At 72.8% G+C, this 12,498-nt stretch carries 13 protein-coding genes; 8 read left to right on the plus strand and 5 right to left on the minus strand.

The features are described 5' to 3' along the window. Positions 1-18: 18 nt before the first annotated feature. Both ACIP2X_RS29910 and ACIP2X_RS29915 read right to left on the minus strand, forming a co-directional pair. Positions 19-528: a MarR family winged helix-turn-helix transcriptional regulator gene (locus ACIP2X_RS29910; RefSeq protein WP_401679239.1), complete on the minus strand. Its 510-nt coding sequence runs from the start codon at positions 526-528 to the stop codon at positions 19-21. 101 nt (positions 529-629) lie between these two features. Further along, complete coding sequence (locus ACIP2X_RS29915; protein ID WP_401678676.1) at positions 630-1,046, minus strand: VOC family protein; 417 nt, start codon at positions 1,044-1,046, stop codon at positions 630-632. 204 nt (positions 1,047-1,250) lie between these two features. On the opposite strand from ACIP2X_RS29915, the gene ACIP2X_RS29920 reads away from it, so the two are divergent. From ACIP2X_RS29920 to ACIP2X_RS29935, 4 genes are all read left to right on the plus strand, one after another. Continuing rightward, entirely contained in the window at positions 1,251-1,670 is a 420-nt protein-coding gene (locus tag ACIP2X_RS29920; protein WP_401678679.1) for a cell division protein SepF, read from the plus strand. Positions 1,671-1,772: 102 nt separating this feature from the next. After that, entirely contained in the window at positions 1,773-2,945 is a 1,173-nt protein-coding gene (locus ACIP2X_RS29925) for an AAA family ATPase (RefSeq protein ID WP_401678683.1), read from the plus strand. Next, on the plus strand, positions 2,942-3,301 hold the full coding sequence (locus tag ACIP2X_RS29930; protein WP_401678686.1) for a nucleotide pyrophosphohydrolase: 360 nt from the start codon (positions 2,942-2,944) through the stop codon (positions 3,299-3,301). Before ACIP2X_RS29925 ends, ACIP2X_RS29930 begins: the two co-directional genes overlap by 4 nt. Positions 3,302-3,511: 210 nt before the next feature. Then, a complete protein-coding gene (locus ACIP2X_RS29935; protein WP_401678689.1) occupies positions 3,512-3,982 on the plus strand; it encodes a DUF6099 family protein in 471 nt (156 codons plus the stop codon). 206 nt (positions 3,983-4,188) lie between these two features. Here ACIP2X_RS29935 and ACIP2X_RS29940 read toward each other — a convergent pair whose 3' ends face one another. Continuing rightward, complete coding sequence (locus ACIP2X_RS29940; RefSeq protein ID WP_401678692.1) at positions 4,189-4,395, minus strand: hypothetical protein; 207 nt, start codon at positions 4,393-4,395, stop codon at positions 4,189-4,191. A gap of 253 nt (positions 4,396-4,648) precedes the next feature. On the opposite strand from ACIP2X_RS29940, the gene ACIP2X_RS29945 reads away from it, so the two are divergent. Further along, positions 4,649-5,572, plus strand: coding sequence for an LLM class F420-dependent oxidoreductase (locus tag ACIP2X_RS29945; protein WP_401678695.1), 924 nt, complete (start codon positions 4,649-4,651; stop codon positions 5,570-5,572). Between the two features lie 33 nt (positions 5,573-5,605). On the opposite strand, the gene ACIP2X_RS29950 is transcribed toward ACIP2X_RS29945, so the two are convergent. Next, positions 5,606-6,088: a hypothetical protein gene (locus tag ACIP2X_RS29950; protein ID WP_401678698.1), complete on the minus strand. Its 483-nt coding sequence runs from the start codon at positions 6,086-6,088 to the stop codon at positions 5,606-5,608. Continuing rightward, the gene (locus tag ACIP2X_RS29955) at positions 6,088-6,939 is read right to left on the minus strand and encodes a DUF4232 domain-containing protein (protein ID WP_401678701.1); all 852 of its coding nucleotides are present in this window, start codon (positions 6,937-6,939) and stop codon (positions 6,088-6,090) included. Before ACIP2X_RS29955 ends, ACIP2X_RS29950 begins: the two co-directional genes overlap by 1 nt. A gap of 186 nt (positions 6,940-7,125) precedes the next feature. Here ACIP2X_RS29955 and ACIP2X_RS29960 point away from each other — a divergent pair, with 186 nt between their 5' ends. The 3 genes from ACIP2X_RS29960 (at position 7,126) to ACIP2X_RS29970 (ending at position 12,490) form a co-directional block, all read left to right on the plus strand. Next, complete coding sequence (locus ACIP2X_RS29960; RefSeq protein WP_401678704.1) at positions 7,126-8,616, plus strand: 3' terminal RNA ribose 2'-O-methyltransferase Hen1; 1,491 nt, start codon at positions 7,126-7,128, stop codon at positions 8,614-8,616. Further along, positions 8,613-11,153: a polynucleotide kinase-phosphatase gene (locus ACIP2X_RS29965; protein ID WP_401678707.1), complete on the plus strand. Its 2,541-nt coding sequence runs from the start codon at positions 8,613-8,615 to the stop codon at positions 11,151-11,153. The genes ACIP2X_RS29960 and ACIP2X_RS29965 overlap by 4 nt, the downstream gene beginning before the upstream one ends. Positions 11,154-11,266: 113 nt before the next feature. Beyond that, positions 11,267-12,490 (plus strand): arginine deiminase, encoded by a 1,224-nt coding sequence (locus ACIP2X_RS29970; RefSeq protein ID WP_401678710.1) that lies wholly within the window; start codon positions 11,267-11,269, stop codon positions 12,488-12,490. Positions 12,491-12,498: the final 8 nt, after the last annotated feature.

A 12,498-nucleotide genomic window follows, 5' to 3' on the forward strand; every position in this document is an offset into this window, starting at 1 on the left:
GGTCCGTCGGGGCGGTGCTCACATGTCGGAGGTTCCGTCGCCGGGCAGCGGCGTTCGCTCCGTCCGGGTCGCGAGGAAGGCCCGCAGCCCCCGGCCGAGCGCCTCCCGCTCCTCGGGTTCCATCCCCGCCAGCGCCGCCCCCAGTGCCCACGCCCGCCGCTCGGCCACGTCGTCGAGCACATTCCTGCCGTGGCCCGTCAGGCTCAGCCGCACCTCGCGCCGTTTGTGCGGGTGCAGCGTCCGCTCCAGCAGCCCCGCCGCCTCCAGCCGGTCGCACAGCCGGCTGGCGGTCGGCAGCCCTATGTCCAGCCGCTCGGCGAGACCCGTCAGATTCAGCCCCGGCGCGATCTCCAGCGCGCGCAACGCCCGCAGCTGGTGCAGCGACAGCCGCAGCACCGCGCCCTGCGCCGCCAGCGACCACAGGTTCGTCAGACGCTCCACGGCATCGGCGATCTCCGGCGCGACGGCCTGGGGACCGTCAGCCGATCTCTTCGCCCGATCGTCGCCGGGGCCGACGAGGTGGGTCACGAAAAACATCACTTCCAGTAAGCACCGCGCAGGTGAAATCACCCTCTCAGAGGCTGTACCCGAAGGACGCGAGGACATACAGCCCGGATGCGATGCGCGGCTCAGCCCCGCTGTTCGCTGATGTTGACCATCCAGGCGGTGCCGAAGCGGTCCTGGCACATGCCGAAGACGTCGCCCCACATCTGCTTGTCGAGCGGCACCGTCACCGTGCCGTCGGCGGACAACTTCTCCCAGTAGCCGCGCAGTTCGGCCTCGTCCTCGCCGCTGAGGCTGATCGAGTACGCGTTGCCACGGCTGTAGTCCTCGCCGGGCGGGGTGTCGGCGCACATCAGGGTGAACCCGCTCGGGGTCTCCAGCATGCCGTGCATGATCTTGTCGGCGTCGGCGGGGCTCGACTGGCCGCCGAGGTCGGCGTAGGTGTTGACCGCGAGGGTGCCGCCGAAGACCTCCTTGTAGAACTCCAGCGCCTGGCGCGCGTCGCCTTCGAAGACCAGATAGGGGTTGAGTCGCGAAGCCATGAGAACCTCCCGAGGGGAGCGGACGGTCGTTGCTTCCGCACCCTAGCCGGGGCCACCGACAACGGCCCGCCGCACACGACCGCCCCCGACCGGTCGCCCGTACGTTCGCCTCGGCACCCGCTTCCGGGCCACCGTCCGCTCCTGCGACCGTGTCGCTGTTCGGCCGAACGGGTGACATGGCGTAAGAATTGGTCGGTGCAGGCGATGAGTGCGAGGCAGATCGGGGGAGCGGTGAACAGCCACGACGTCACCGATGAACAATGGGAAGGGCTCGCCCAGGTCGTGCCGTTGCGGGGCCGCGACGCCTGGCCGTCCGCGGTGGGGCACCGGGCCCTGCCCGAAGCGCCCACCGAGGCGCGCCGCCGATTCGTGGTCCTGCGCGTCAACGTCTTCGCGGACGCCCGTGAGGTCGCCGAGACCCTGATGGCCGGCTTCCCGGTCCTCCTCGACCTCTCCGGCGCCGAGCCGGACGTCGCCAAGCGCGTCCTGGACTTCAGCACCGGCGTCGTTTTCGGCCGGGCCAGCGGAATGCACCGGGTGGACCGGAACGTGTTCCTGCTGACCCCGCCCGGCACCGAGGTCCAGGGGCTGATGGAGGGTGCGGTGGGCGGGCCGGGCAGGTGACCGGCCGCCGGGGGCGCGAGGTGCGGGCCGCGGTCGCCCGATCGTAGGAAGGTCCGTCGGGCGGAACGGTTCAGCCGTCCCGCCGTCTCCTACGGTCCGGACATGGCCGTGTCTCCCCCCAACTCGTCCCCCGCGTTCCCCGACCCGCCCGCCTCGGGCTGTCCCGAGCGTCCGTGCGTCACGGAATTGCGGCTGTCCGCGTTCGCCGGGCACCGGGGCGCCAGGTTCCCGTTCGGTCCGTGCACACTGCTCGCCGGGCCGAGTGGTTCCGGCAAGACGACCGCACTGCGGGCCTACGAGGCGCTGGCCCGGCTCGGCGGCGGAGCCGCGCTCCAGGAGGTGTTCCCGGACCCGGCCGCCTGCGTGCCGGAGCGGGCACGGCCGGACGCCCAGCGGCGGCGCGGTTTCCGGATCGGCTGCACGGCCGACGGTCCCGAGGGCCCGGTACGGCTCGACCTCGCCGTGCAGGCCGAGCCCGAACTGCGTGTCGTCGGCGAGCGGTTGACCTCCGGACGGCTGGTCCTGCTGGAGACCGCGCTGCGCGATCCGGGGCGGCGTGCCGTGCAGGCGGCCTGGCACAACGGGGGGTCGGTGCCGGTGACGCGGGCCCCGCTGCCCGACGACCGGCTCGGCACCGCGCTGCTGCCGTTGCGGGTGGCGGGCAAGACCGACGGGCAGCGGCAGGTGCTCGCCGCCGCGGAGCAGATGGTGGTCGCCCTGCGTTCGGTGTTCGTCTGCGACCCGGTGCCCGAGCGGATGCGCGTGCCCGCGCCGGCCGGTGCCGGGCGGCTGCTCGGCGGCTGCGGCAACCTCGCGGGCGTCCTGCGCCGCACCCGCGAGGAGTGCGCGCGGCGGCACGGGCTGTTCGTCGCGGCGGTACGGGCCGGCTGCGCCGGGAACGTCACGGACGTGCTCGCCGAGGCGGCCGCCGACGGCACGGTCCGGGGGAGCCTCGACCGGGGCGACGGCCACCGGACCGGCTTCGGGCGGCTGGGCGACGGGGAGTTGAGGTACCTGGCGCTCGCCCTGGTACTGCTCACCGGGCCCGGCGTCCTGGAGGTCGACCCGGCCGGCGAGGTGCCCGCGGCGCTCCAGACGCTGACGGTGCTCTCCGACGGCTTCGACCGCGCGCTGGACGTGCCGCAGCGCACCGAACTGGTGCGGCTGGCGGCCCGGATGGGGCAGCGCGGGCACATCCGCTGGGTCGGTGCGGTGAGCGACGCGTCCTGGGCGGAGCGGGAGGAGGGGATCACGGTGGTACACCTGGAGCCGTGACAGCATCGTCGGAGCATCCGCATCCCGAACCGCCGGATCTCGCCACCCTGCAGCGCCGGCTCGTCGCGTTCGCCGCGGCGCGCGACTGGCAGCCGTACCACACGCCCAAGAACCTGGTCGCCGCGCTCAGTGTCGAGGCCTCGGAACTCCAGGAGATCTTCCAGTGGTTGACGCCCGAGGAGTCCGCGCAGGTCATGGCCGACGCGGAGTCCGCCCATCGGGTCAGGGACGAGGTCGCGGACGTGCTCGCGTATCTGCTGCAGCTGTGCGACGCGCTCGGCGTCGACCCGCTGGCCGCGCTCGCGGCGAAGATCGACCGCAACGAGGAGAGGTTCCCGGCTCCCAAGGGTCCGTGAGCGCCCGGCGGAATGTGGCCGTCCACCCGCGGGAAGGTGACAGTCCGCTTTCACTCTACGTATATGAATTCCGAACTGAATCCGAATTGTTGTCCACAGATTTCGGTCGTCCCCTGGCTTTTCGTCTCAGCTGACCTCACGCTGGGTAGTGAACAACTGAGTTCGGTCAGACGTGCGGTGAGAGCGCGTCGGGACAGACGGGGGCAGCGCATGGACGCGGTGCGGCTCATCCTGACGAGCAGGCGTGCCCTGGCAGGAGGCGGTGAGGTCTCCGAGACGATGACGGAGGTGTGGCAGGCGCAGGCTCTCGCGCAGGCGATCGGCAGTCGTCTGGCCGTCTCCGGCCCGCCCGAACTACGCGGTGAGGCACTGGGGTTGACCGAGCTGGCGGGCCGCGGCTGCGGAGTGCTGGACACCCCCGAGCTGGCGCCGGGTGAGCTGCGCGCGGCCCAGCTCACCGAGCTGGGTGACGCCCGCCAGGCCCTGCTCCACCTGGGCGGCCTGCTCGGCGAGGTGGGCATCGCGCTGGTCGGCATCACCTGCGCCGCCCCCGACGAGGGGACGTACTGGCAGTGCATGGAAGCCATCGACGCGGCGGACGAGTCGAGGGACCGCGTCCGGGAGATGCTCCGCAAACTGGCCGACCGTGAACAGACGGTCCCGGCCCGAGAGGCCGGCTGACCCCGCACCGGGCGCGGTCCCGGCAGGCGGCTCCCGCTGACCCGGCCGCCGAGCGCGCCGTCGGCGGCGCCGCGCGACCGCTCACGGCGCGCGGCGCCGCCGCACGACGGTCAGCAGGCCCGGTGGCACCCGGCCGTCCGCCGCGCTCCGCTGCCGCGGGGCAGAACGCCGGCCCTGCCCGCCCGCCGGCAGGGCCTTTCCGATGCTCAGCGCCTCCCCATTCCCTCGGGTGGCTCGAACAGCCGGTCCCGGCGGGCCTGCGGGGTGGATCCGTTCGTGCCGGCGGACTGCAGCTCCGCGTCCAGGGCCGACAGGTCCGCGTTCAGTGCCGCCATCAGTTCCTCCATCTGCTGCAGCAGCCCCTTCGGGCGGGGCTCGTCCCCGGCCTGCTGCGGGGCGCTCTCCTCGGACATGACGGCCTCCTCGGCCCTGGCCCCCCGGGAGGGCCGACGCGCGTGTCGCGCCGGCGTCGACGGGCCGGTGCGGGCGCCGGGCGGTCCGGCTCCGCCCGAGCCAACGATCACCCAAGGGGCCGGTCACTGGCGTGGTCGCGCACCCGTGTGCGGCGTTGACGCATTTCACCCGGGGCGGGGACGCGGCCACACCCCGCGCGACGGCGGCCCGTCCGATGCGGTATCGGACCGCCCGAGCAGGCAGGATGGAGCCATGGATCTTCGAATCTTCACCGAGCCCCAGCAGGGGGCGACCTACGACACCCTGCTCACCGTCGCGAAGGCCACCGAGGACCTGGGCTTCGACGCCTTCTTCCGCTCCGACCACTATCTGAAGATGGGCTCCGTGGACGGCCTGCCGGGCCCCACCGACGCCTGGATCACCCTCGCCGGGCTGGCCCGTGAGACCAAGCGCATCCGGCTGGGCACCCTGATGACCGCCGGGACCTTCCGGCTCCCCGGCGTGCTCGCCATCCAGGTCGCGCAGGTCGACCAGATGTCCGGCGGCCGGGTCGAACTCGGCCTGGGCGCGGGCTGGTTCGAGGAGGAGCACGCGGCGTACGGCATCCCCTTCCCGAAGGAGAAGTTCGGCCGCCTGGAGGAGCAGCTGGAGATCGTCACCGGGCTGTGGGCCACGGAACCCGGCCGCACCTTCGACTTCCAGGGCACCTACTACGAGCTCAGCAACTCGCCCGCGCTGCCCAAGCCCACCCAGCCGAAGATCCCCGTGCTCGTCGGCGGCCACGGCGCGACCCGCACGCCCAGGCTGGCCGCGAAGTACGCCGACGAGTTCAACATGCCCTTCGCCTCCGTCGAGGACAGCGAGCGCCAGTTCGGCCGGGTCCGCGCCGCCGCCGAGGAGGCCGGCCGCAAGGGCGACGACCTCGTCTACTCCAACGCCCTCGTCGTCTGCGTCGGCAAGGACGACCAGGAGGTGGCCCGTCGCGCCGCGGCGATCGGCCGTGAGGTCGACGAGCTGAAGCTCAACGGCCTGGCGGGTTCCCCGGCCGAGGTCGTCGACAAGATCGGCCGCTACGCCGGGATCGGCTCCGCGCGCCTCTACCTGCAGGTCCTCGACCTCGCCGACCTGGACCACCTGGAGCTGATCTCCGCCCAGGTCCAGACGCAGCTGCCGTAGGCGGCGAGGCCGGCCGCGCCGCCGCCGCGTCCGTCACCCGTTCCGCTCCTGCTCGCGCGCCTTGTGTCCGGACGCGTACCCCGCGCCGACGGCGAGCAGGACGCCGGACAGGGCGAGGAACGCGGCGGTGGGGTTGATGTACCCGGGCATGCCGGTCGGGTAGCTCTCGCCCGTCCTGGTGTGGCAGATCAGCCGGATCGGGAGCACCTGGACGTCCGCGCTCATGGTCACGGCGGCCTTCTTCGGCCCTCCGGCCGCGAGGCAGGGCCGGAGGGGCGCGGACCCCGCACCGCTGTCCTCCACCTCCATCCAGTCGCTCAGCACATGCAGCGCCCCCCAGGTGTAAAGGGCGGCGGCCGCGGCCCCCGCCAGGGCGGCGAGCACGCGCAACCGCGTCACGCGGTCCGCCCGCCGCACGCCGTGCGTGGACAGGGTGCCGAAGCCGTAGCCGCACAGCCCGAACGCGGTGACCGCGCCGACGACCAGGACCAGCAGGAGAACGAGTCCGTCGCCCATCAGCCCTCCGGCCGTTCCGGCACTTGTCCCTGCTCGTCCTTCTGCCAGGCCCCGACCCCGAGCTTCCCCGTCGTCCCCAGATCCAGCTCCGGGACCACCGTCACGGGCGCCGCGCCGGGCCTCGCCCGGATCCGCGCGTACGGCGCGTTCACGGCCTCGCCGAACTGCGTGGTGTTGCGCCAGACCAGGCCGGCGCGGGCGCGCTCACCGGGCGCCAGGGTCAGCGGCCGCGGCGGGGCGTCGGCCCCCGTGCCGGTCGCGACGGCGTCCCCACCCTTGAGGATGCGCACCCCGTCGACGGCCTCGTGGTCCTCGTCCAGGATCTGGATCTCCGGATAACCGTTGAGGGCGTACGGCTTGCTGCCGCAGTTCTCCAGGTGCAGCCCGACGACCCGCAGCCCCATCGCGGCGTCGCCCTGATCGGCGTAGACCCGCACCCCGGACGCCGGGCACCGGCCCGCCTGGATGGGGGCCTCGTCCGCCGGGACGCTCCTGACCTGGGAGAGCGACACACGCTCCTGGCCGGTCATGGTGACGGTCCGCCGCACCGGGCGGCCCGGAGCGACCGACTCCACCGTCTCCTGCGCGCCGGACATCGCCGCACCCGACTCCGACGCGAAGGTGAAGGAGACGAAGTACGTGAAGGGCTCGGTGCCCTCGTTGCTCACCTCGAACTCCACGCGGTCGCAGGCGGGGCCGCTCAGGCCGGTGATCCGGACTCCGTCCCGCTCGGTCCAGGTGGGGTCGGCGGGGCAGGCGGAGGTCGCGCCGCCGCCCGGCGCACCGGCCTGCTGGGTTCCGCAGGCGGTGAGCAACAGCAGGGCGCAGACGGGAAGGAGGAGGGGGCGCATCAGGCGAGTCGACCAGCACCGGCCGCGCTGAGCTGTGACGGAAGCCACCCCTCCGGTCACAGCCCTGTCACAGCCGTCCGTCGGCCGGGCGGAAAAACCCCAGGAGTCCCGGCGGTGTTGTCGGTACGTTGACAGGGTCCCGCGGGCCCGCGAACCCGCACTTCAGACCCTTTCGAGGCAACCACCGTGTTCCTGACGATCAGTACCACCGGCACCCAAGAACGCCCCGCGACCGACCTCGGGTTCCTGCTGCACAAGCATCCCGACAAGGCGCAGGCGTTCTCCACCTCCTACGGCACGGCGCACGTCCTCTACCCCGAGGCCGGTCCCGAGCGCTGCACGGCGGCGCTGCTGCTGGAGGTGGACGCGGTGGCACTGGTCCGGCGCGGCAAGGGCAAGGGCCGGGGCGGCGCACCCGACGCGGCCCTGGCGCAGTACGTCAACGACCGCCCGTACGCGGCCTCCTCGCTGCTCGCCGTCGCGTTGAGCGGCGTCTTCTCCAGCGCGATGCGCGGGGTGTGCGACGCCCGCCCCGACCGCGCGGCCGAGCCGCTCCCGCTGCGCATCGAGGTGCCCGCGCTGCCGGCCCGCGGCGGAGCCGCCCTCGTCCGCGCGCTGTTCGAGCCGCTCGGGTGGACGGTGACGGCCGATCCGGTACCGCTGGATGCCGAGTTCCCGCAGTGGGGCGACTCGCGGTACGTGCGGCTCGTGCTGGAGTCGCGGGCGCTGACGCTGGCCGCCGCCCTGCGCCATCTGTACGTCCTGCTCCCCGTCCTCGACGACGCCAAGCACTACTGGGTCTCCTCAGACGAGGTCGACAAGCTGCTGCGGGCCGGTGAGGGCTGGCTGTCCGACCACCCCGAGCAGCACCTGATCACCAGCCGCTACCTCTCGCGCCGCTGGTCGCTGACCCGGCAGGCGCGCGAACGCCTCGAACTGGTGCGGCTGGCCGAGACCGACGACAGCGAGGTCGAGGCCATCGACAACGCGGTCGCGTCCGAGACGGAGGAGGCCGAGAGGCCGACGCCGCTCGCCGTGCTGCGGCGCGAGGCGATCCTGGCCGCGCTCGGGGAGTCGGGTGCTGCCCGGGTCCTGGACCTCGGCTGCGGGCAGGGCCAGTTGGTGCAGGCGCTGCTCAAGGACGTGCGGTTCACGGAGATCGTCGGCGTCGACGTGTCGATGCGGGCGCTGACGATCGCCTCCCGGCGGCTGAAGCTGGACCGCATGGGCGAGCGGCAGGCCGCGCGCGTGAAGCTGTTCCAGGGCTCGCTCGCCTACACCGACAACCGTCTGGCCGGCTACGACGCAGCCGTGCTCAGTGAGGTGATCGAGCACCTCGACCTGCCCCGGCTGCCCGCCCTGGAGTACGCCGTGTTCGGGGCGGCCCGTCCGCGCACGGTCGTCGTGACCACCCCGAACGTCGAGTACAACGTCCGCTGGGAGAGCCTGCCGGCCGGCCACGTCCGGCACGGTGACCACCGCTTCGAGTGGACCCGCGCCGAGTTCCAGCGGTGGTCCGGGGCGGTCGCCGCACGGTACGGGTACGGGGTCGGGTTCCGGCCCGTCGGGCCCGACGACCCCGAGGTGGGACCGCCCACCCAGATGGCCGTGTTCGCCCTGGACACAGCCGTCAGCGGCACCACGCAGAACATCGCGAAGGAGGAGAGGACCGCATGACCCTCGGCACCCCTGGGCGCACCCTGCCCGTCACCGATCTCTCCCTCGTGGTGCTCGTCGGTGCCTCCGGCTCCGGCAAGTCCACCTTCGCCCGCAAGCACTTCAAGCCCACCGAGGTCATCTCCTCGGACTTCTGCCGGGGTCTCGTCTCCGACGACGAGAACGACCAGGGCGCCACCCGCGACGCCTTCGACGTCCTGCACTACATAGCGGGCAAGCGGCTCGCCGCGGGCCGCCGCACGGTGGTCGACGCCACCAGCGTCCAGCCGGAGGCCCGGCGGCAACTGGTCGAACTGGCGCGCAAGTACGACGTGCTGCCCATCGCCGTCGTGCTGGACGTGCCCGAGGAGGTGTGCGCCGAGCGCAACGCGGCCCGCGCCGACCGGGCCGACATGCCACGACGGGTGATCCAGCGGCACATCCGCGAACTCCGCCGCTCCTTGCGCCACCTGGAGCGCGAGGGCTTCCGCAAGGTGCACGTCCTGCGCGGCGCGGCGGAGGTGGAGAGCGCCACGGTGGTCACCGAGAAGCGCTTCAACGACCTCACCCACCTCACCGGCCCCTTCGACATCATCGGCGACATCCACGGCTGCGCCGCCGAACTGGAGTCGCTGCTGGCCAAGTTGGGATACGCCGACGGCGTGCACCCCGAGGGCCGGACGGCTGTCTTCGTAGGCGACCTCGTGGACCGCGGCCCGGACAGCCCGGGTGTGCTGCGCCGTGTGATGGCGATGGTGAGGTCCGGCGACGCGCTGTGCGTGCCCGGCAACCACGAGAACAAGTACGGGCGGTTTCTGCGCGGCCGCAAGGTCCAGCAGACGCACGGGCTCGCGGAGACCGTCGCGCAGATGGAGGGCGAGAGCGAGGACTTCAAGCGGGAGGTACGGGAGTTCATCGACGGGCTGGTCAGCCACTACGTCCTCGACGGCGGCAGGCTGGTGGTCTGCCACGCGGGACTGCCGGAGAAGTACCACGGCCGCACCTCCGGCCGGGTCCGCAGCCACGCCCTGTACGGCGACACGACCGGCGAGACCGACGAGTTCGGGCTGCCGGTGCGCTACCCGTGGGCGGAGGACTACCGCGGCCGGGCGGCGGTGGTGTACGGCCACACCCCGGTCCCGGAGGCCACCTGGCTCAACAACACCATCTGCCTGGACACCGGCGCCGTCTTCGGCGGCAAGCTGACCGCGCTGCGCTGGCCGGAGCGGGAACTGGTCGACGTACCGGCCGAGCGGGTCTGGTACGAGCCGGCCAGGCCGCTGCGGAGCGAGGCGCCGGGCGGGCAGGACGGGCGACCGCTGGCGCTGTCGGACGTGCAGGGCAGGCGGGTCGTGGAGACCCGGCACGCCGGGCGGCTCTCGGTGCGTGAGGAGAACGCGGCGGCCGCGCTGGAGGTGATGAGCCGCTTCGCGGTCGACCCGCGGCTGCTGCCGTACCTCCCGCCGACGATGGCTCCGACGGCCACCTCTCGCGTGGACGGCTACCTGGAGCACCCGGCGGAGGCCTTCGCGCAGTACCGGGACGACGGTGTCGCGCGCGTCGTGTGCGAGGAGAAGCACATGGGCTCGCGTGCGGTGGCGCTGGTGTGCCGGGACGCGGAGGCGGCCCGCGGGCGTTTCGGGGTGGACGGTCCCACGGGGTCGCTCTACACCCGAACCGGCCGTCCGTTCTTCGACGACGGGCCGGTCACCGAGGAGATCCTCGGACGGCTCCGGGCGGCGGCCGAATCCGCGGGCCTGTTCGCGGAGTTCGGCACCGACTGGCTGCTGCTCGACGCGGAGCTCATGCCGTGGTCGCTGAAGGCGTCCGGGCTGCTGCGCAGTCAGTACGCGGCGGTCGGCGCGGCCTCCGGGGCGGTCTTCCCGGGCGCGGTGGCGGCCCTGGAGGGCGCGGCGGCGCGCGGCGTCGACGTCGGCGCGCTGCTCGCGCGCCAGCGGGAGCGGGCGGCCGACGCCGCGTCGTTCACCGAGGCGTACCGGCGCTACTGCTGGTCCACGGACGGACTGGACGGGGTACGCCTCGCCCCGTTCCAGGTCCTGGCCGTGCAGGGCCGCAGCCTGGCCGGCCTGCCGCACGACGAGCAACTCGCCCTGCTCGACCGCCTCGTGGAGCACGACGGCACCGGACTGCTGCAGACCACCCGGAGGCTGTACGTCGACACCGGTGACCCGGAGTCGGTGCGCGCGGGCGTCGACTGGTGGCTGGAGATGACCGGCCGCGGCGGTGAGGGCATGGTCGTCAAGCCCGTCGGCGCGCTGGTGCGCGACGGGCAGGGGCGCCTGGTGCAGCCCGGCATCAAGTGCCGGGGCCGTGAGTACCTGCGGATCATCTACGGTCCCGAGTACACGCGCCCGCACAACCTGGCCCGGCTGCGCTCGCGGTTCCTGAACCACAAGCGGTCGCTGGCGCTGCGCGAGTACGCGCTCGGCCTGGAGGCCCTGGACCGGCTGGCCGAGGGCGAACCGCTGTGGCGGGTGCACGAGGCGGTGTTCGGGGTGCTGGCGCTGGAGTCGGAGCCGGTGGACCCGCGGCTGTAGCCGCCCGTGACCGGCGGGCCGGACCGTGTCCTGGACGCGGTCCGGCCCCGTGGTGTCGGGCCGACCTGCCGAAAGAGGGGGTGAACAGGAGCGCGAATGGTCAGGATGGAGGCATGGGATTCCATGTCGACTCCGAGGCCGGGCGCCTGCGCCGCGTCATCCTGCACCGGCCGGATCTGGAGCTCAAAAGGCTCACCCCCAGCAACAAGGACGCCCTCCTGTTCGACGACGTCCTCTGGGTGCGCCGGGCGCGCGCCGAGCACGACGGGTTCGCCGACGTGCTGCGCGACCGCGGCGTCACCGTCCACCTGTTCGGCGATCTGCTCGTCGAGGCCCTGGAGATCCCGGCGGCCCGCGCGCTCGTCCTGGACCGGGTCTTCGACGAGAAGGAGTACGGCCCGCTGGCCACGGACCACCTCCGGGCGTCCTTCGAGGCGCTGCCCACCCGGGAGCTGGCGGAGGCGCTGGTCGGGGGGATGACCAAGCGGGAGTTCCTGGAGGCGCACGCGGAGCCGACCTCGGTGCGCTTCCACGTGATGGACCTGGACGACTTCCTGCTCGAACCGCTGCCGAACCACCTCTTCACCCGGGACACCTCCGCCTGGATCTACGACGGGGTCTCCATCAACGCCATGCGCTGGCCCGCCCGGCAGCGCGAGACCGTGCACTTCGAGGCGATCTACCGGCACCACCCGCTGTTCCGTGACGAAAGGTTCCACCTCTGGTCGGAGGGCCAGGCGGACTACCCCTCGACCATCGAGGGCGGGGACGTGCTGGTGATCGGCAACGGCGCCGTGCTCATCGGGATGAGCGAGCGGACCACCCCGCAGGCCGTCGAGATGCTGGCGCACAAGCTGTTCGCCGCGGGCTCCGCGGAGACGATCGTGGCCCTCGACATGCCCAAGCGGCGCGCGCTGATGCACCTCGACACGGTGATGACCATGGTCGACGGTGACGTGTTCACCCAGTACGCCGGACTCGGGATGCTGCGCTCGTACACCATCGAGCCGGGCGTCGGCGAGAAGGAGCTCAAGGTCACCGACCATCCGCCGGAGCACATGCACCGCGCGATCGCCGCCGCGCTCGGGCTCAGCGAGATCAGGGTCCTCACCGCCACCCAGGACGTGCACGCGGCCGAGCGGGAGCAGTGGGACGACGGCTGCAACGTGCTCGCCGTCGAACCGGGCGTGGTCGTCGCCTACGAACGGAACTCCACCACCAACACGCATCTGCGCAAGCAGGGCATCGAGGTGATCGAGATCCCGGGCAGCGAACTGGGACGGGGGAGAGGCGGACCGCGCTGCATGAGCTGCCCGGTGCAGCGGGACGCCGTATAGAAATTCTG

It is taken from the genome of Streptomyces sp. NPDC089424 (assembly GCF_044749345.1).
In the GTDB taxonomy this organism is placed as follows: Bacteria; Actinomycetota; Actinomycetes; order Streptomycetales; family Streptomycetaceae; genus Streptomyces.

Excerpts from the sequence above, each read along its gene's own strand:
- ACIP2X_RS29940 (WP_401678692.1), bottom strand. The coding sequence starts at position 4,395 with ATGTCCGAGGAGAGCGCCCCGCAGCAGGCCGGGGACGAGCCCCGCCCG.
- ACIP2X_RS29925 (WP_401678683.1), top strand. The coding sequence starts at position 1,773 with ATGGCCGTGTCTCCCCCCAACTCGTCCCCCGCGTTCCCCGACCCGCCC.
- ACIP2X_RS29920 (WP_401678679.1), top strand. The coding sequence starts at position 1,251 with ATGAGTGCGAGGCAGATCGGGGGAGCGGTGAACAGCCACGACGTCACC.
- ACIP2X_RS29955 (WP_401678701.1), bottom strand. The coding sequence starts at position 6,939 with ATGCGCCCCCTCCTCCTTCCCGTCTGCGCCCTGCTGTTGCTCACCGCC.
- ACIP2X_RS29945 (WP_401678695.1), top strand. The coding sequence starts at position 4,649 with ATGGATCTTCGAATCTTCACCGAGCCCCAGCAGGGGGCGACCTACGAC.
- ACIP2X_RS29935 (WP_401678689.1), top strand. The coding sequence starts at position 3,512 with ATGGACGCGGTGCGGCTCATCCTGACGAGCAGGCGTGCCCTGGCAGGA.
- ACIP2X_RS29970 (WP_401678710.1), top strand. The coding sequence starts at position 11,267 with ATGGGATTCCATGTCGACTCCGAGGCCGGGCGCCTGCGCCGCGTCATC.
- ACIP2X_RS29915 (WP_401678676.1), bottom strand. The coding sequence starts at position 1,046 with ATGGCTTCGCGACTCAACCCCTATCTGGTCTTCGAAGGCGACGCGCGC.
- ACIP2X_RS29965 (WP_401678707.1), top strand. The coding sequence starts at position 8,613 with ATGACCCTCGGCACCCCTGGGCGCACCCTGCCCGTCACCGATCTCTCC.
- ACIP2X_RS29950 (WP_401678698.1), bottom strand. The coding sequence starts at position 6,088 with ATGGGCGACGGACTCGTTCTCCTGCTGGTCCTGGTCGTCGGCGCGGTC.